The 17,432-nt window shown below is 72.1% G+C and carries 14 protein-coding genes; 8 read left to right on the forward strand and 6 right to left on the reverse strand.

Annotated features, from left to right (window positions below; genetic code table 11):
* Positions 1-42: 42 nt before the first annotated feature.
* Complete coding sequence (locus PZC42_RS00175; RefSeq protein WP_277207214.1) at positions 43-1,020, reverse strand: LacI family DNA-binding transcriptional regulator; 978 nt, start codon at positions 1,018-1,020, stop codon at positions 43-45.
* 200 nt (positions 1,021-1,220) lie between these two features.
* Between PZC42_RS00175 and PZC42_RS00180 the strand changes: the two genes are divergently transcribed.
* The 7 genes from PZC42_RS00180 to PZC42_RS00210 all read left to right on the forward strand — a co-directional run bounded on the left by PZC42_RS00180 (position 1,221) and on the right by PZC42_RS00210 (position 12,400).
* Positions 1,221-2,141: a carbohydrate ABC transporter permease gene (locus tag PZC42_RS00180; RefSeq protein ID WP_277207216.1), complete on the forward strand. Its 921-nt coding sequence runs from the start codon at positions 1,221-1,223 to the stop codon at positions 2,139-2,141.
* A 44-nt stretch (positions 2,142-2,185) separates the two neighbouring features.
* A complete protein-coding gene (locus PZC42_RS00185; protein WP_306573612.1) occupies positions 2,186-3,064 on the forward strand; it encodes a carbohydrate ABC transporter permease in 879 nt (292 codons plus the stop codon).
* Between the two features lie 60 nt (positions 3,065-3,124).
* Positions 3,125-4,453 carry an ABC transporter substrate-binding protein gene (locus PZC42_RS00190; RefSeq protein WP_277207217.1) on the forward strand — a complete coding sequence of 443 codons (1,329 nt, stop codon included), beginning with the start codon at positions 3,125-3,127 and terminating at the stop codon, positions 4,451-4,453.
* Between the two features lie 105 nt (positions 4,454-4,558).
* The gene (locus PZC42_RS00195) at positions 4,559-6,664 is read left to right on the forward strand and encodes a beta-galactosidase (RefSeq protein WP_277207218.1); all 2,106 of its coding nucleotides are present in this window, start codon (positions 4,559-4,561) and stop codon (positions 6,662-6,664) included.
* A 64-nt stretch (positions 6,665-6,728) separates the two neighbouring features.
* The gene (locus tag PZC42_RS00200; RefSeq protein ID WP_277207219.1) at positions 6,729-10,025 is read left to right on the forward strand and encodes an RICIN domain-containing protein; all 3,297 of its coding nucleotides are present in this window, start codon (positions 6,729-6,731) and stop codon (positions 10,023-10,025) included.
* A 129-nt stretch (positions 10,026-10,154) separates the two neighbouring features.
* Positions 10,155-11,360, forward strand: coding sequence for an L-2-hydroxyglutarate dehydrogenase (gene lhgD / locus PZC42_RS00205; protein WP_277207220.1), 1,206 nt, complete (start codon positions 10,155-10,157; stop codon positions 11,358-11,360).
* A gap of 32 nt (positions 11,361-11,392) precedes the next feature.
* Positions 11,393-12,400: a LacI family DNA-binding transcriptional regulator gene (locus PZC42_RS00210; RefSeq protein WP_277207223.1), complete on the forward strand. Its 1,008-nt coding sequence runs from the start codon at positions 11,393-11,395 to the stop codon at positions 12,398-12,400.
* A gap of 22 nt (positions 12,401-12,422) precedes the next feature.
* Here the strand turns inward: PZC42_RS00210 and PZC42_RS00215 are convergent, their stop codons facing one another.
* Both PZC42_RS00215 and PZC42_RS00220 read right to left on the reverse strand, forming a co-directional pair.
* Positions 12,423-13,094, reverse strand: a complete 672-nt coding sequence (locus PZC42_RS00215; protein WP_277207225.1) for a cation diffusion facilitator family transporter — start codon at positions 13,092-13,094, stop codon at positions 12,423-12,425.
* On the reverse strand, positions 13,091-13,462 hold the full coding sequence (locus PZC42_RS00220; protein WP_277207227.1) for an ArsR/SmtB family transcription factor: 372 nt from the start codon (positions 13,460-13,462) through the stop codon (positions 13,091-13,093). The genes PZC42_RS00215 and PZC42_RS00220 overlap by 4 nt, the downstream gene beginning before the upstream one ends.
* 73 nt (positions 13,463-13,535) lie before the next feature.
* Here PZC42_RS00220 and PZC42_RS00225 point away from each other — a divergent pair, with 73 nt between their 5' ends.
* Positions 13,536-14,321: a hypothetical protein gene (locus PZC42_RS00225; protein ID WP_277207229.1), complete on the forward strand. Its 786-nt coding sequence runs from the start codon at positions 13,536-13,538 to the stop codon at positions 14,319-14,321.
* Between the two features lie 37 nt (positions 14,322-14,358).
* Here the strand turns inward: PZC42_RS00225 and PZC42_RS00230 are convergent, their stop codons facing one another.
* From PZC42_RS00230 to PZC42_RS00240, 3 genes are all read right to left on the reverse strand, one after another.
* Positions 14,359-15,855, reverse strand: coding sequence for a tripartite tricarboxylate transporter permease (locus PZC42_RS00230; RefSeq protein ID WP_277207230.1), 1,497 nt, complete (start codon positions 15,853-15,855; stop codon positions 14,359-14,361).
* Between the two features lie 10 nt (positions 15,856-15,865).
* Positions 15,866-16,315 carry a tripartite tricarboxylate transporter TctB family protein gene (locus PZC42_RS00235; protein WP_277207232.1) on the reverse strand — a complete coding sequence of 150 codons (450 nt, stop codon included), beginning with the start codon at positions 16,313-16,315 and terminating at the stop codon, positions 15,866-15,868.
* A gap of 81 nt (positions 16,316-16,396) precedes the next feature.
* Positions 16,397-17,398 (reverse strand): Bug family tripartite tricarboxylate transporter substrate binding protein, encoded by a 1,002-nt coding sequence (locus PZC42_RS00240; protein ID WP_277207234.1) that lies wholly within the window; start codon positions 17,396-17,398, stop codon positions 16,397-16,399.
* Positions 17,399-17,432: the final 34 nt, after the last annotated feature.

Below are 17,432 nucleotides of genomic sequence, written 5' to 3' on the forward strand. Positions count from 1 at the left end.
GCCGTCGAGAGGCGCCGCGAGGGCGCGGAGGGCTGACCTCGGTCAGGGCGCGGCGGTGCTCGCCCGCTCGACGAGGCGGGTCGCGACGAGGGTCCGACCGTGCGGAATCGTGTGGTCGGCCATCTGGCGCAGCACGCCGGCGACGCACCGCCGTCCGACCTCGGCGAAGTCCTGGTGCACGGTGGTCAGGGGTGGCCGGAACGCGACGGCGTCCGGGACGTCGTCGAACCCGACGACGCTGACGTCCTGGGGCACCTCGCGTCCGGCCTCGGCGAGCGCGCGGATCAGTCCGAGGGCCATCTGGTCGTTGGCCGCGAACACCGCGGTCGCGTCGGTGCGGGCGATCTCCTGGCCCACCTCGTACCCCGACGCCGCCGACCAGTCGCCGCGGTACACCGGGGGGACCTCACGCCCGGCCTCGCGCAGCGTGCGTCGCCAGGCGTCCTCGCGACGCTGCGCGGCGAACGACTCGGACGGGCCGGCCAGGTGTACCACCGTCCGGTGCCCCAGGCCGAGCAGGTGCTGCACGGCGGTGCGCGATCCAGCGGCCTGGTCGGTGTCCACGACGGGATAGCGGTCCCCGGCGTCCGAGTCGGCGACGACGACCGGCACGTCGGTGGGCAACAAGATGCTGGCAGCGTCGAGCAGGTGCACCTCCATCAGGAGGATCACGGCGTCGACGGCGAGCTCGCCCATCCGCGTGAAGGCGCCGTTCACCCCGTCCTGCGTCGGCGCCTCGACGGGGATGACGGTGATGGCGTAGCCCTCGGCCGCGGCCGACGTCGCGATGGCGTCCAGGGTGCGCACGTTACCCGTGCTGGACAGCGAGAAGAGGATGACCCCGATGGTGCGGAACCGGCCCGAGCGCAGGGCGCGGGCCGCGCTGTTCGGCCGGTAGCCGAGCTCGCGCATGGCGGCCAGCACCTGCTCGCGGGTGGTGTCGACGACGCCGGGATGACCGTTCGAGACACGGGAGACGGTCTGCGACGAGACGCCGGCGCGGCGCGCGACGTCGGCCATCGAGACGCGCTGAGGTCGCCCGGTCGGGCTCCGGTCGGCCAAGGGTCCTCCGCTCAGGTCACAACTCGGTCTCGCGGTCCACCGGGGTTGACGCAGCCGGTCCCGCGATGCACGATCAGCCTAGTCCATGTTCACGTCAACATCGGTCGCTGCGAACGCACGATGTTGACGTGAACATCCCCGTGAACCAAGGAAGACGAATGACGACGACGTCCCCACCGGTGGTGGCCACACCACCCACGTCTCTCGGCCCGCGCCGCCGACGGCGTTGGACCGGCTGGATGTTCATCGGTCCCTTCATGCTCGTGTTCGCGCTCGTGTTCCTCGCACCTATCGCCTACTCGCTGTACCTGTCGGTGTTCCGCACCCAGATGGTCGGCGGCACCACGTTCGTCGGTCTCGACAACTACGCCCGGGCGCTGCAGGACCCGCAGTTCTGGGAAGGCCTGAGCCGCGTCAGCCTGTTCCTCGTGGTGCAGGTGCCGATCATGCTCGGCATCGCCCTGCTCGTGGCGCTCGCCATCGACTCCGGTCGCCTGTACGGCAAGAGCTTCTTCCGCATCTCGATCTTCATGCCCTACGCGGTGCCCGCCGTCGTCGCCTCGCTCATGTGGGGCTTCATGTACGGCACGCGGTTCGGGCTCGTGGGCAACATCAACGACACGTTCGGCATCACCCTGCCGAACCCGCTCTCGCCCGACCTCGTCCTGGCCTCGATCGCCAACATCGTCACCTGGGAGTTCGTCGGCTACAACATGCTGATCTTCTACGCGGCGCTGCGCGTGGTCCCGCACTCGTTGTACGAGGCGGCGGAGATCGACGGGGCCTCCCAGTGGCAGGTCGTCCGGTCGATCAAGATCCCCGCGATCCGCGGCGCGCTCGTCATCGCGACGATCTTCTCGATCATCGGCAGCTTCCAGCTCTTCAACGAACCGAGCATCCTGCAGTCGCTGGCGCCCAACGCCATCACCACGTCGTTCACCCCGAACCTGTACGCCTACTCGCTGTCCTTCTCCGGCCAGCAGTACAACTACTCCGCGACCGTCGCCATCATCATGGGCCTGATCACCATGGTGATCGCCTACGTGGTGCAGCTGCGCGGCATGCGCAAGGAGGCGTGACCACGGTGAGCACCGCGACCATCCCGTCCGTCCGAGGACCCCGCCTGAAGACACGGACCGTCAACAAGCACAGCGTGGACCGCCCCCGCCGCAGCCCGCTGCTCACGGTGCTGACCGCCGTCGTCCTCGTGTACTCGCTCGTCCCGCTCGTGTGGCTGCTGATCAACTCCACCAAGACGCAGCAGGACCTGTTCACCTCGTTCGGCCTGTGGTTCGGCGACTCGTTCGCCCTGTGGGACAACATCACCACCACGCTCACCTACGCCGACGGCGTGTTCGTCCGCTGGCTCGGCAACACCGTGCTCTACGTCGTGCTGGGCGCCGGCGGGGCCACGTTCCTCGCGATCCTCGGCGGCTACGCCCTGGCCAAGTTCGACTTCCCGGGCAAGCGCGCCGTGTTCGCCGTCGTCATCGGTGCCGTCGCCGTGCCCGGCACCGCGCTCGCCGTGCCGACGTTCCTCATGTTCAGCCAGCTGGGGCTGACCAACACGCCGTGGGCCGTGATCATCCCGTCGCTCATCTCGCCGTTCGGCCTCTACCTCATGTGGACCTTCGCGGCCGAGGCGGTCCCTACCGAGCTGCTGGAGGCCGCCCGGATCGACGGCGCCGGCGAGTTCCGCACGTTCTTCCGGGTCAGCCTGCCCCTGCTCGCCCCCGGGATCGTCACCGTCCTGCTGTTCACGATGGTGGCGACCTGGAACAACTACTTCCTCCCGCTGATCATGCTGCGGGACTCCTCGTGGTACCCGCTGACGCTCGGGCTCAACGCGTGGAACGCGCAGGCCGCGACCGCCGGCGGCGAGGCGATCTTCCACCTCGTCATCACCGGATCCCTGCTCACCATCCTGCCGCTCGTGGCCGCGTTCCTGCTGCTGCAGCGCTACTGGCAGTCCGGCCTCGCCGCCGGGAGCGTCAAGGAATGACCTGGTGCGGCCGCCGGCCGCACGTCCGACCGTTCGACTGACAACGAAGTGAGGACTGACATGACCGTACGATCACGCCGCGTGCTGCGCGGCACCGCCGTCGCCGGCGTCCTGGCCCTGGGCCTGGCCGCCTGCAGCAGCGGGGAGACCGGCTCGGGCGAGGCCGCCCAGGACGCGGAGGCCGCGCTGGAGGAGGGCGGCGAGATCACCGTCTGGGCGTGGGACCCGACCCTGGAGTCGGTCGCCGCGGACTTCGAGGCCGAGAACCCGAACATCACCGTCAACCTGGAGAACGTCGGGACCGGCAACGACCAGTACACCGCGCTGCAGAACGCCATCGCCGCCGGTGACGGCGTGCCGGACGTCGCGCAGATCGAGTTCTACGCGCTGCCGCAGTTCGCGATCTCCGAGGCGCTCGCGGACCTGACGCCGTACGGTGCCGACCAGCTCGAGGGCACCTTCACGCCCGGGCCGTGGGGTGCGGTGCAGCAGGAGGGCGCCGTCAACGCCCTGCCCACGGATTCCGGGCCGATGGCGCTGTTCTACAACGCCCGCGTGTTCGACGAGCACGGCATCGAGGTCCCCACCACGTGGGACGAGTACGTCGAGGCGGCCCGGCAGCTGCACGAGGCCGACCCCGACGCCTACCTCACGAACGACGTCGGTGACGCGGGCTTCACCACCTCGCTCATCTGGCAGGCCGGCGGCCGCCCGTACCAGGTCGACGGCACCGACGTGACCGTCGACTTCACCGACGCCGGCACCCAGCAGTTCACCTCCACGTGGCAGACGATGCTCGACGAGGAGCTCGTGGCCCCGGTCGGGTCGTGGAGCGACGAGTGGTACCAGGGCCTGTCCGACGGCTCGATCGCCTCGCTCGTCATCGGTGCCTGGATGCGCGGGAACCTGGAGTCCTCCGTGCCGGGAGCCTCCGGTGACTGGGCCGTGGCCCCGATGCCCCGGTGGGAGAGCGGTCAGGACGTCACCGCGGAGAACGGCGGCAGCTCGCTGGCCATCCCCGCGGCGAGCGAGAACGCCGACCTCGCCTGGGCCTTCCTGGAGTACGCGACCGTCGGGGACGGCGTCGCCACACGGGTCGCGGAGGGAGCCTTCCCGGCCACCGTCGCCGAGCTCGAGGACCCCGCGTTCCGCGAGCAGGAGTTCGAGTACTTCGGCGGACAGGCGGTGAACGAGGTGCTGGCCGAGTCGGCGGCGCAGGTCGGCGAGGGCTGGCAGTACCTGCCGTTCCAGGTCTACGCGAACTCGATCTTCAACGACACCGTCGGGCAGGCGTACGTCTCGGGCACGACGCTGACCGAGGGCCTGGCCACCTGGCAGGAGCAGTCGGTCGCCTACGGCAACGACCAGGGCTTCACCGTCGACCAGTGACCCGCTCGCGGTGAGGTACCGGCGGGGACCGACGTCCGTCCCCGCCGGCACCGCACCCCGTGCCCGCCCCGCCTGCCCGTCCACGCCGCACGTCCAGGAGCACCCGTGACCGACGTCCCCCGCCGCCTGCTCGCTGGCCCCGAGCTGACCCGCCCCGCACGCCTGGGGTACGGCGCCGACTACAACCCGGACCAGTGGCCCCGTGAGGTGTGGGCCGACGACGCCCGGCTCATGCAGGCCGCCGGCGTCAACGTCGTCTCCGTCGCGATCTTCTCCTGGGCCCGGCTCCAGCCGGCGCCCGACCGGTGGGACTTCGGCTGGCTCGACGAGGTCATGGACCTCATGCACGCGCACGACATCTCCGTGGACCTCGCCACCGCCACCGCGTCCCCGCCGCCGTGGCTCACCACCGCGCACCCGGAGATCCTCCCGGTGACCCGCACGGGGGAGACCCTGTGGCCCGGCGGACGCCAGCAGTGGCGGCCCACCTCGCCGGTGTTCCGCGAGCACGCCCTGCGGCTCGTCGAGGCGATGGCCACCCGGTACGCCGCGCACCCGGCGCTCGCCGCCTGGCACGTCAGCAACGAGCTCGGCTGCCACAACGTCGAGGACTACTCCGACGACGCCGCCCGAGCCTTCCGTACCTGGCTCACCGCGCGCTACGGCACGCTCGACCGGCTCAACGAGGCGTGGGGCACGGCCTTCTGGTCGCAGCGCTACACGGCCTGGGAGCAGATCCTGCCGCCGCGGCTCGCGGCCTCGTACCCGAACCCCACCCAGCAGCTCGACTTCAAGCGCTTCTCCTCGGACGCGCTGGTCGACCACCTGCGTGCCGAGCGCGACGTGCTGCGCCGCATCACCCCGGACGTCCCCGTCACCACGAACTTCATGGTCATGGGCGAGACCAAGGGCATGGACTACGCCTCCTGGGCGCCGGAGATCGACTTCGTCTCCAACGACCACTACCTGCAGCCCGGACCGCAGGGCCGCGAGGAGATGTCGTTCTCCGCGAACCTCACCAGCGGCCTCGCCGGCGGCCGGCCCTGGTTCCTCATGGAGCACTCCACCAGCGCCGTGAACTGGCAGCCGGTGAACGTGCCGAAGCGGCCGGGCGAGCTCGCCCGCGACTCCCTGACCCACGTCGCCCACGGCGCCGACGCCGTCTGCTTCTTCCAGTGGCGCCAGTCAGCCGCCGGGGCCGAGAAGTACCACTCGGCGATGGTGCCCCACGCCGGCGAGGACTCGGCGCTGTTCCGCGACGTCGTCGCCCTCGGCCGCACGCTGGAGGACCTCGCCCCCGTGGTCGGCGCCGACCGGGCCCCGGCGCGCGCCGCGATCCTGTTCGACTGGGACTCCTGGTGGACGTCCGAGCTGGACTCGCACCCCACCGAACAGCTCCGGTACCGCGCCGAGGCGCTGGACTGGTACCAGGCGTTCCTCGACGCGGGGGTGCGTGCCGACGTCGTCCCCGTGGCCGGCCTCGAGGACGGCCGCACCGACCTCGACGACTACGACGTCGTGGTGGCGCCGGTGCTGCACGTGGTCCCGGCCGCGCTGGCCGCCAGGCTGTCCCGCTGGGTCGCCGCCGGCGGGCACCTGGTGACGACCTACTTCTCGGGCATCGTCGACGCCGACGACCACGTGTGGCTCGGCGGTTACCCGGGCGCCCTGCGTGACCTGCTCGGCCTGCGCATCGAGGAGCTCAACCCCCTGCGCGACGGCGAGAGCGTGCGGCTCGACGACGGCTCGACGGGCACGCTGTGGACCGACCGCATCGACGTGGCACCGGGCACCGAGGTGCTGGCACGCTACCTCGACGGCCAGCAGGCGGGCCGTCCGGCGGTGACCCGGCGGCCGGTGGAGCGGGGCTCGGCGGCCTACGTGTCCACGCGGCTCGGCGCCGCGGGCGTCGGGCCGCTGCTCGGGCGGCTGCTGCACGCCGCGGGAGTGGGCAGCGAGCTGCCGGAGCCGTTGCGCGGACGGGTCGAGCTCGCCGTGCGCCGCACGGCCGACGAGGAGTTCTGGTTCCTCGTCAACCGCACCGACGAGGCGCTGGGCCTCACCGGTGTCGAGGGCAAGGTCCTGGTCAGCACGACCCCGCACGACGGCGCGGACCCCGCCGCCGCTCGTGCCCCCCGCCCGACCCCCGCTGCCGACACGCTGGCGCCTCGCGGCGTCGTCGTGCTGCGCCGTCCGCGTACCCGGCCCTGACGACCACCCGCGCTACCGCGGGGAACCCTGATCCATCGCACCGACGCGAGAGGAAGGCTCACCGATGAGCACCTGCCAGGAGACCGCACGACCATCGTCACGAGCGACGCGCACCCGGCGCGCCGTCGCCGCACTGACCGGCGGCCTGCTGGTCGCCGGCCTGGCCGTCGCACCGAGCACCGCGGCGCCGGCCGCGGCGCCGGCCGCCGGGCAGGAGGCGGACGTCACCGTCCGGCCCGACCCGTCGTACGCGGGCGAGCCGTTCGAGGGCTGGGGGACCAGCCTCGTCTGGTTCGCCAACGCCACCGGCGACTACCCGGACGAGATCCGCGAGGAGCTCGCCGACATGGTCTTCGGCCCCGACGGGCTGAACCTCAACATCGCCCGCTACAACATCGGCGGCGGCAACGCCCCGGACGTGCCCGACTACCTGCGCGCCGGCGGCGCCGTCGACGGCTGGTGGCAGGCCCCGGAGGGCACCACCCGCACCGACGTCGACTGGTGGGACCCGGCGGACCCCGACCACTGGGACCCCGACGCGGACGCGACGCAGCGCTGGTGGGTGGACCGCATCAAGGACGACGTCACCCACTGGGAGACGTTCTCGAACTCCCCGCCCTGGTTCATGACCGTCAGCGGATACGTCTCGGGCGGCTTCGACCCGACCACCGACCAGCTCAAGACGGAGAGCATCGACGACTTCGCCGCCTACCTCGTCGGCGTCACCGAGCGGCTCGAGGACGCGCACGGCATCGAGGTCGACACGATCGACCCGTTCAACGAGCCCAACACGAACTACTGGAGCACCCGGCTCGGCTCCGACGGCGACCCGACCGGTGGCCGCCAGGAGGGCGCCCACATGGGCCCGGGCCTGCAGGCGCAGGTCATCCCGGCACTCGCCGACGCGCTCGACGGCGCGGCGACCGGCGCCGTGATCTCCGCGATGGACGAGACCAACCCGGGGACGTTCGCGACCAACTGGAACGCCTACCCGCAGGCCGTGCGCGACCAGGTCGCCCAGCTCAACGTGCACACCTACGGCACCGGCCAGCGCACCACGGTCCGGGACATCGCCAAGGGCGAGGACAAGCCGTTGTGGATGAGCGAGGTCGGCGGCAACTGGAGCTCGACGGGCCAGGACTTCGAGACCATGGAGTCCGCGATCGGCAGCGCACAGCACATCATCGACGACCTGCGGGAGCTCGAGCCGAGCGCGTGGGTCTTCTGGCAGCCCGTCGAGGACTACGACAACATGGCGCCCGGCGGCGAGAGCGCGGACGGCATGAACTGGGGCGAGATCCAGATCCCGTTCGACTGCACCGCCGAGGACACGCTCGAGACCTGCCCGATCTACACCAACACCAAGTACTGGGCGACGCAGAACTTCACCCACTACATCGCACCGGGCGACCGGCTGATCGGGGTGGACGACCGGAACAGCACCGCGGCCGTCGCCGCGGACGGCGGTTCCGCGACCGTCGTGCACGTCAACGCGGGCACGTCTGCCCGCGCGGTCGAGCTGGACCTGACCAGGTTCGCCGAGGTGGCCGACGGCGCGACGGTCACGCCCGTGGTCACGCACGCGGACGGCTATCTCGTCGAGGGCGAGCCCGTCGCCGTGGGCCAGGACGACGGCACGGCCACGGCCACGCTGACCGTGCCGGCCGAGTCCGTGACGACCTTCGTCGTCGACGGTGTCTCCGGCGTGGCCGACGGCGCGGCGCTCGCCCAGGAGGGGCACGTCTACCGGATCGACGGCGTCCAGTCCGACCGCTCGCTGGCCCCCGCCGGCGACGGTGTGCAGATCGCCACCGACGACGCCGCCGCGGCGGACCAGCTGTGGACGCTCACCGACCTGGGCGCCCCCGAGGGCGCGGGCTCGCACCGCACGCGCTACGCGGTGACGAACGTGGCGACCGGCGAGCAGCTCGCCGTCGACGCCGACACCTCCGCGGTGCTGGCCGAGGCGCCGGCAGACCTGACGGAGACCCCGCAGGCCGCCCGCTGGATCCTGTCCACCACCGGTGACGGCACGTACACGCTGGTCAACGCGGCCTCAGGCACCCTGCTCGAGGTCGGTGGCCAGGCCACCGCGGACGGCTCGCCGGTCGGGACCTACCGCGCCAACTCCGGTGCGAACCAGCGCTGGGCGATCGTCGACGAGACGCTGCTCGGCACCGAGCCGGTCGCCGTCTTCACGACGCCCGGATCCGCCCCCGAGCTGCCCGCGACCGTCACGCCCGTCTACCCCGACGGTGCGCGGGCCGCCCTCCCCGTGACCTGGGACGTGCCGGGCGACGGCGCGTGGGCCGCGCCCGGCACGGTGGAGGTGTCCGGCACGGTGGCGAACCCTGCCGGCGGCACCGTCACCGCGACGGCGACCGTCACCGTCGACGTGCTCACCTCGACGCGGACGGCGTCGGCGGCCACGTACCCCGGTGGCGAGCCGGAGCTGCCCGCCACCGTGACGGCCGTGACCGCCGGCGGGGTCGAGGTGGAGCGGGCGGTGACCTGGCAGGCCGCCGCCGAGGGGGTGTACGACGAGATCGGTGTCGTGCAGCTGGACGGGACCGCCGACGCCGGGGCGGGCGAGACGCTGCCCGCCACCGTGCGCGTGCTGGTCACCGAGCCCGGCGAGGCCAACGCGGCGCTCGCCGACGGCACCACGGCGTCGGCGACGTACACCGAGCCCGGCTACCCGGCCGAGCGGGTGATCAACGGCGACCTGCGCGACAAGGGCTGGTCGAACTGGCGGTCCGGGACCAAGAACCCCACCGACACCCTCACGGTCACCCTCCCAGCACCGCGGGACGTCACCGGCGTCACCGTGCACTTCTACCGGGACGGCTCGCACCGGAGCTGGGCGGAGAGCCTGCAGGTCGAGGCACGGGTCGAGGGTGCGTGGCAGGCCGTCGGGGACCCGGTCGAGGTGACGCCCGACGGCGGGGCGCCCGTCGCCGAGGTCCCGGCGGACGTGCGCAGCGACGCCGTCCGGGTCGTCATGACCGCGCACGCCGAGACGCACCTGGTCGTCAGCGAGATCGAGGTCCTGGCGAAGGTCCCCGGCGACCCCGACCCCACGTGGGCCGAGGACGCGACCTACACCGGCGGCGAGCAGGTCTTCCACGAGGGCTCGTTCTACGCGGCGGGTTGGTACACCCGCCAGGAGCCGGGCGCCTCGCCGTGGGGCTCGTGGCAGGAGGCGGTCCGCGCGGCGTCGGGCGACGCCCTGTGGACCGCCTCGCGGGTCTTCACCGCCGGTGACGTCGTCGTGCACGACGGCGCCACCTACGCCGCGCAGTGGTGGACCCGCAACCAGGAGCCCGGCGACCCGCACGGGCCGTGGGCCGCGACGGCCTGACCACTTGCCTCGCGAGCGTCTCTGTCCGTCAGGAATCAGCGACTGATTCCTGACAGACAGAGACGCTCGTACGTGGCGGACCTACACTCCCAGCAGGAGCGACGCCGCCGACGCCAGAGGAGCCGTCCGATGAGCACCCCCGGACCGACCGAGACCGTCGGGATCGTCGGCGGCGGCATCGTCGGTCTCGCCGTCGCCCGCGAGGTCCTGCGACGGCGGCCGGACACGCGGGTCGTCGTCCTCGAGGCGGAGGACCGGCTGGGCGCCCACCAGACCGGCCACAACTCCGGCGTCGTGCACGCCGGGATCTACTACCGCCCGGGCAGTCTCAAGGCGCGGCTGTGCGCGCGCGGCCGCGACCTGCTCCAGGAGTACTGCGCCGAGCACGGCCTGCCGTACCGGGAGGTGGGCAAGCTCGTCGTGGCGGTCGCCGGCACCGAGACCGGCCGGTTCGACGCGCTGGAGCGGACCGCCCGGCAGAACGGGGTGCCGGGGCTGCGCCGCCTGGACGGCGCCGAGATGCGCGAGGTCGAGCCGCACGTGGCCGGCATCGCGGCCCTGCACTCCCCGCACACGGCCATCACCGACTTCGTGGCCGTGTGCGCCCAGCTCGGGCGCGACGTCGAGGCCGCGGGCGGGCAGGTGGTGCTCGGTGCCCGCGTGACCGGCATCGAGCGGTCCGGCGGCGGTGTGGTCGTGTCCTGCGGGGCCGCGCGGCACACGGTGGACAATCTCGTGGTGTGCGGCGGCCTGCAGTCCGACCGCCTCGCCGGACTGGCCGGGGGAGAGCGCGGTCCCGTGATCGTGCCGTTCCGCGGCGAGTACCTGACGGTCCGCCCGTCGAAGCGGGACCTGGTGCGCGGCATGGTCTACCCCGTGCCCGACCCGCGGTACCCGTTCCTGGGCGTGCACTTCACCCGGACCGTCGCCGGTGAGCTCGAGGTCGGGCCCAACGCCGTCCTCGCCCTGGACCGCGCCGGCTACCGGCGGCTCGCGGTGAGCGTGCGCGACACGGCCGCCGTCCTCGGCTGGCCCGGGTTCTGGCGGATGGCCGCCCGGCACTGGCGCACGGGGGTGCGTGAGGTGTACGCCTCGGCCGTGACGTCGGCCGCGATGCGCGCCGCGCGCCGGTACGTCCCCGAGATCGGCGGCGCCGACGTCGTGCGGGGCCGGACCGGGCTGCGAGCCCAGGCGGTGGCGCGCGACGGCTCCCTCGTGGACGACTTCGTCGTGGAGACGTCCGACGGCGTCACCTGCGTGCGCAACGCGCCCTCGCCCGCCGCGACGTCGAGCCTCGCGATCGCCGAGCACGTCGTCGACCGGGTCTTTCCGTGACCGGCGCTGATAATCTCCCGAGGTGATGAGCGATGCGTGAGGCGACCGTGACGATCCACGACGTCGCGCGCCACGCGGGCGTTTCGGCCGCGACGGTGTCGAACTTCTTCAACTGGCCGGACAAGCTGTCGGACAGGATGCGCACCCGCGTCGAGGCGGCGGTGACCGAGCTCGGCTTCGTGCCGAACATGCCTGCGCGGCAGCTGCGCCGCCAGCGCAGCGGGATCGTCGGCCTCAGCGTCGTCAACGCGTCCAACCCGTTCTTCGCCGGCATCGCGACGGCGGTGGAGCAGGTCGCCGAGGACGCGGGCCTGTCGGTGGTGGTCGGGTCCTCCCACGAGTCGGCGGACCGCCAGGAGAAGTTCCTGACCCTGTTCGAGCAGCTCCGCTTCGACGGCGTCGTGGTGGCGCCGTCGGACGACGAGCTCGAGCCGCTGCGCCAGCGCCGCGACCGGGGCACACCGGTGGTCCTGGTGGACCACGAGGATCCGGACGGTCGGCTCTCCTCGGTGTCCCTGGACCACCGGGAGGGGGGCCGGATCGCCGCCGAGCACCTGGTCACCGCCGGGCGGACCCGGCTGCTGTTCGCGGGCGGCCCGGAGGGTGTGCGGCAGGTCGCCCGCCGGCTCGAGGGCTGTCGCGAGGTGGTCACGGGGATCGCCGGCACCCGGCTGGAGGTGGCCCGGTCCGCGGACCTCGACCTCACCGACGGTGAGGAGATGGGCCGGTGGATCGCGGGTCTCGACCTGGCCGAGCGCCCCGACGCGGTGTTCGCGGGCAACGACCTGCATGCGATCGGCCTGGTGAACGCGCTCGTCGCGAGCGGGGTGGCCGTGCCCGCCGACGTCGCCGTCGTCGGGTACGACGACATCCCCTTCGCGGCCCGGGCGGCCGTCCCGCTGACGACCGTGCGGCAGCCGATCGCGGAGATGGGACGGGCCGCGGCGCGGCTGCTGCTGGACGAGATCGCCGAGCCCGGTCGCGAACCGCGTGACGTCGTCTTCCCGCCGGAGCTCGTGGTGCGGGCCTCTGCGCCCTGACGCCGCGGGTCGGCGTGACCCGTCAGTCGTCGTCCTCGACGAGCTCGCCCTCCCACGCCTCGAGCCCCTCGCGCACGGCGAACGCCGCGACGACGAACCCGGCGACCGGGTCGATCCAGGCCGCGCCCGTCCACCAGAAGGCGAGCAGGCCGGTCAGCGTCGCGACGGACAGCCAGACGCAGACCCGGGTCTCGGCGGCGTCCGCGAGGATGAGCGGGTCGCCGAGCGCACGGCCCACGCGGTACTTCGCCGCGGCCAGGACGGGCATGACCACGAGCGAGGCCACCAGCACGCCCAGCGCGACCGGGGACGTCTCCGGCACCTCCCCGGCGATCAGCGCGCGGACACCTTCGACGGTGACCCACGCCGCGAGCAGGAAGAACGTCGCGGCGACCAGGCGCAGCGTGCGGTGCTCGCGGCGCAGCTCGGAGGGGTCCGGCTCGGCGGCGTCCGGTGCTTCGCCCCCGCGACGCAGCCGGGCGGAGAGGCGGAGGGCCACGAGGACGGCAGCCACGGTCTCGATCCCGGAGTCGAGCCCGAACCCGATGACGGAGACGAGGCCGGCCGCGACCCCGGCGCTGATCGCGACGACGCCCTCGACGACGTTGTAGGCGATGGTCAGGCGGGCCAGCCGCAGGCCGCGACGGGTGAGTGCCGTCGTTGTGCCGCGCTCGAGCCGCGGGACGGCCGTCACGCGGCGTCCTCGCGCTCGGTGCCCGACGTCGGCCCACCGGTCGGACAGGTGCACCCGGGCCCGCAGCAGTCGGGTTCGACGACGAGAGTGAGGCGCAGCAGGTCGTCGAGCGCGTGGGCCAGGTGCGGGTCGCAGAGGCGGTACTCGGTGCGACGGCCGTCGCGCCGTGCCGTGACCAGGCCGCAACCGCGAAGGCAGGCGAGCTGGTTGGACATGACCTGGCGGGACACGCCGAGCAGGGCGGCGAGGTCGGCCGGGTAGGCGGGCGCGTCGCGCAGGGCGAGCAGGACGCGTGCCCGGGTGGGGTCGCCGAGGGCGTGCCCGAGCCGCGCGAGCGCTGCGGTGTGGGTCGGGGTCGACGTCTCCATGGACCCGACAGTACACGGAACCCTGTATTCAGGAGCCATGGATCGTTCCGGGGCGACCGGCTATCGTCGTCGCGTGCTTACCTGCCGTCGGCTCGCCGGCCTCACCGGTGCCCTGCTCCTGTCGGCGTCGCTGGTCGCCTGCACGACGGCGCCCGAGGATGACGACGGTCCCCCGGCGGCCGTCGTCGAACCGGCGGAGGAACCGTCGGACGACGGCGAGGTCGCCGATCCGGTCGAGGACGCGGAGCCGGTCGGTGGTGCACCGAGCCCGGATGCCTGCGACGACATCCGCATGGTCGAGGACCGGCAGTACGCGGGTGCGGCGCTCTCCGGGTGCATCTCCGCGCTCCTGGTCGCGTGGGGGACAGGGCGCGAGTACATGGACGACGGCGACTTCGTCGCCACGGTCGAGTTCGTCTACACCGAGGACGTGCGATCCTTCGACGTCGAGATGGACGGGGACGTCTCCGGGCGCCTGCGGGTGATCGGCACCGACTCCTGGTTCGACCGGGGCGCGGGCTGGGAGCCCGACGACACGATGGGGCCGCTGTACGCCGCGCTGTCGGACCCGGCAGCGCTGTTCGAGATCATGCTGCCGGACTCGACGTGGACCGTGCAGCCGGAGCGGGAGCTCATCTCGCTCCCGAACGGCGACGACGTGGAGGCCTGGGCCGTCACCCTCGACGAGGGCTACGCCCTCGAGGAGATGGAGGTCGAGGCATGGACGCTGTGGTTCGCCGACGACCTCACCCCCGTGGGCAACTCCGGCACGTCCGCGATGTGGGGCGTCAGCGCGACCACGACCCAGATCCTCTACGACCTGGGCGACGAGGACATCGTCATCGAGCCGCCGGTCTGATCGACCCCGTGCGGATCCTGCCCGCGCGGGGGAGCGGTCACGAGCTGACCAGCACCCGCTCCCGCCGCCTGCGCAGGTGCGACAGCACCGTCAGGCCGACCGAGACGGCGGCGATGCCGAGCAGCGTGGCGGAGATCGGCTTGGTGACGAAGACCGACCAGTCCCCTCCGGAGATCTGCAGCGCCTGGCGTGCCGCCCGTTCCATGAGCGACCCGAGGATCAGCCCCAGGATCAGCGGTGCCGCCGGGAAGCCGGCGACCCGCATCCCGTAGCCGATCACCCCGAAGCCCAGCAGCAGCCACAGGTCGAACACGCTGAAGCTCAGCGCGTAGACCCCGATCACGCAGAACACCACGATCAGGGGGAGCAGCATCGCCTTGGGCATCCGGAGGATCCGGGCGAACAGCGGGATCAGCGGCAGGTTCAGGATCAGCAGCACGAGGTTGCCGACGTACATGCTCGCCACCACGCCCCAGAAGACGTCGGGACGTTCGGTCATCAGCAACGGCCCAGGCGTCACGCCGAGCACCAGGAGAGCCCCGAGCAGCAATGCCGTCGTGCCCGAACCCGGCACGCCCAAGGTCATCAGCGGGACGAACGAGCCCACCGCGGCGGCGTTGTTCGCCGCCTCCGGTGCCGCGACGCCCTTGGGGTTGCCGGAGCCGAACGACTCGCCGTCCTTGGCGATCCGCTTCTCCATCGCGTACCCGAGGAAGGACGCGATGGTCGCTCCCGCACCCGGGAGCACGCCGGTGAAGAACCCGAGGACGGAGGTCCGCGTCATCGGCGGGGTGATCGAGGCCAGCTCGGACCGGTTCAGCCGCAGCGAGGTGATGGACTTGCCGTCGTCGTTCTGACGTTGCCGCACCAGGCGGAACACCTCGGCGAGAGCGAAGACGCCCAGGGCGACCACGAGGAAGTCGATGCCGCTGTACAGCTCCGGCAGGTCGAAGCTGAACCGCAGGATGCTGGTCTGCCGGTCGATGCCCACGAGCGAGACCATCACGCCGAACACGGCGGCGATCATGCCCTTGGTGAGGTTCTTCCCGGACAGGGACGCGACCGCCGTCAGACCCAGGACCATGAGGGCGAAGTACTCCGCCGGCCCGAAGCCGATCGCGAACCGTGCCAGCTGCGGTGCCACGATCATGAGGCCGACGACGCCGACGGTGCCGCCGACGAACGAGGCGATCGCCGCGATCGCCAGCGCCTTCCCGGCCAGGCCCTGGCGTGCCATCGGATAGCCGTCGAACGAGGTCGCCACCGTCCCGGCGACCCCGGGGGCGTTCAGCAGGATGGACGACGTCGACCCACCGAAGATCGCCCCGTAGTAGACCCCCGCGAGGAGGATCATCGCCGAAGCCGGCTCCATCGAGAACACGATCGGCATCATCAGCGCGATCGCGGCCATCGGGCCCAGGCCCGGCAGCATGCCCACGATCGTCCCGACGAGGACGCCGATGAGCACGTAGAGCAGGTTCTCCGGCGTGAGCGCGACCGCGAACCCACCGGCAAGCTGGTTCAGGATGTCCATGGTGCGTTCCTCACAACGGCAGCGGGCCGGACGGAAGGGTGATGCCCAGCGCGTAGGCCAGGGTGGCGTGCAGGCCCGCGGCGATCCCGATCGCGACGGCGGCGTTGACCCAGTGCCTGCGGTAGCCGAGGTAGAAGGCCATCGCGAACAGGTAGACCGCGGTGGTCAGCGCGAAACCCAGCGGCACCAGCAGCGCGATGTAGAAGACCATCGAGATCAGCATGACGATGGCGTCCCGCCGACCCGGCTCGCTCGTCGGCTCCGCCGCGGTGGGTCGCTGCAGGAACAGCAGCCCCGACAGCACCAGCATGGACAGGCCCAGCACCTTCGGGAAGGTGGCAGGCTGCATGGACACCTCGAGCGCGAAGTCCGGGATGCGGAACGCGATGACGAGGTAGCCCACGGAGAACAGTGCGATCGCGATCGCCACGAGCCGTTGACCGGTCATGATGGAGCGCACGATGCCTCCCTCTCGGGGTGTGTGACTGATGGGTGCGGGGCTGTCGGGGCTGTCGGGCCGTCGGTGGCCCGCTGCCTGCGACTACGAGCTCAGGCCGATGTCGGTCAGGATCGACTCGAACTGCGTGCTCTGCTCGTCGAGGAAGACCCCGAACTCGGCGCTGTCCATGTAGGCGTCGTCCCAGCCCAGGCGATCCCGCTCGGTGGCCCAGGTGTCGAGCTCGAGCATGTCGGCGAACAGCTGCTCGTAGTAGGCCACCTGCGCGTCCGTCAGGCCGGCCGGGCCCATGACACCCCGCCAGATGTCGAACGTGAAGTCGATGCCGGACTCCTGCAGCGTCGGCACGTCGGGCAACGCCTCGACGCGCTCCTCGCTCGAGACGGCGACGATCCGGACGTCCCCGGAGGCGACGAGCGGGATGGCGGACGCCACGTCGGTGACGACGGCGTCGGTGTGCCCGCCCACGGTGGCGAGCAGTGCCTCACCGCCACCCTCGAAGGAGATGTAGTTGACGTCTGCGGCCGAGACCCCCGCCGCGCCCGCCGCACCCGCGATGGCGATGTGGTCCATGCTGCCCACGGCGGAGCCGCCGCCGATGCTGAAGCCCCGCGGGTCGGCCGCGATCTCGGCGAACAGGTCCTCCGCCGTCTGGATGTCGGAGTCGGCGGCGACCCCGTACACCGAGTAGTCGGCGATCAACCGGGCGATCGGGGTGAAGTCCGTGTGGTCGTGGGGCGAGGCTCCGGACAACGGCACGAGGATGATCGGCGGGCTCGTCACGAACAGGGTGTGCGGGTCGCTCTCCTTCGAGGCGACGTGCGACCAACCGATCGATCCGCCGCCGCCCTCCATGTTCGTGACGGGGAGCCGCACGTCGATCAGGTCGGACCCCTCCAGCACGTTGGCGGAGGTGCGGGCGAGCGTGTCCCAGCCGCCTCCGGCGCCGGCCGGCGCGATGTACTCGATCGACCCGGTCGGCGCCCAGGGGCCGTCGTCGTCGGCGCTGCCGCTGGCCGTGCCGCCGCTGCAGGCCGCGCAGACCAGTGTGAGCGCGGCTGCCGTCGCGGCAGTGATCTGAAACATGCCTCGTCGCATGGGTGCCCTCCTTCGGGTGAGC

It is taken from the genome of Isoptericola croceus, assembly GCF_029382255.1.
In the GTDB taxonomy this organism is placed as follows: Bacteria; Actinomycetota; Actinomycetes; order Actinomycetales; family Cellulomonadaceae; genus Isoptericola; species Isoptericola croceus.

What these genes read in the sequence shown, in the direction of transcription:
- lhgD (WP_277207220.1), top strand. Translation starts at nt 10,155, where the DNA reads ATGAGCACCCCCGGACCGACCGAGACCGTCGGGATCGTCGGCGGCGGC.
- PZC42_RS00175 (WP_277207214.1), bottom strand. Translation starts at nt 1,020, where the DNA reads ATGGCCGACGTCGCGCGCCGCGCCGGCGTCTCGTCGCAGACCGTCTCC.
- PZC42_RS00240 (WP_277207234.1), bottom strand. Translation starts at nt 17,398, where the DNA reads ATGTTTCAGATCACTGCCGCGACGGCAGCCGCGCTCACACTGGTCTGC.
- PZC42_RS00230 (WP_277207230.1), bottom strand. Translation starts at nt 15,855, where the DNA reads ATGGACATCCTGAACCAGCTTGCCGGTGGGTTCGCGGTCGCGCTCACG.
- PZC42_RS00200 (WP_277207219.1), top strand. Translation starts at nt 6,729, where the DNA reads ATGAGCACCTGCCAGGAGACCGCACGACCATCGTCACGAGCGACGCGC.
- PZC42_RS00190 (WP_277207217.1), top strand. Translation starts at nt 3,125, where the DNA reads ATGACCGTACGATCACGCCGCGTGCTGCGCGGCACCGCCGTCGCCGGC.
- PZC42_RS00220 (WP_277207227.1), bottom strand. Translation starts at nt 13,462, where the DNA reads ATGGAGACGTCGACCCCGACCCACACCGCAGCGCTCGCGCGGCTCGGG.
- PZC42_RS00180 (WP_277207216.1), top strand. Translation starts at nt 1,221, where the DNA reads ATGACGACGACGTCCCCACCGGTGGTGGCCACACCACCCACGTCTCTC.
- PZC42_RS00210 (WP_277207223.1), top strand. Translation starts at nt 11,393, where the DNA reads ATGCGTGAGGCGACCGTGACGATCCACGACGTCGCGCGCCACGCGGGC.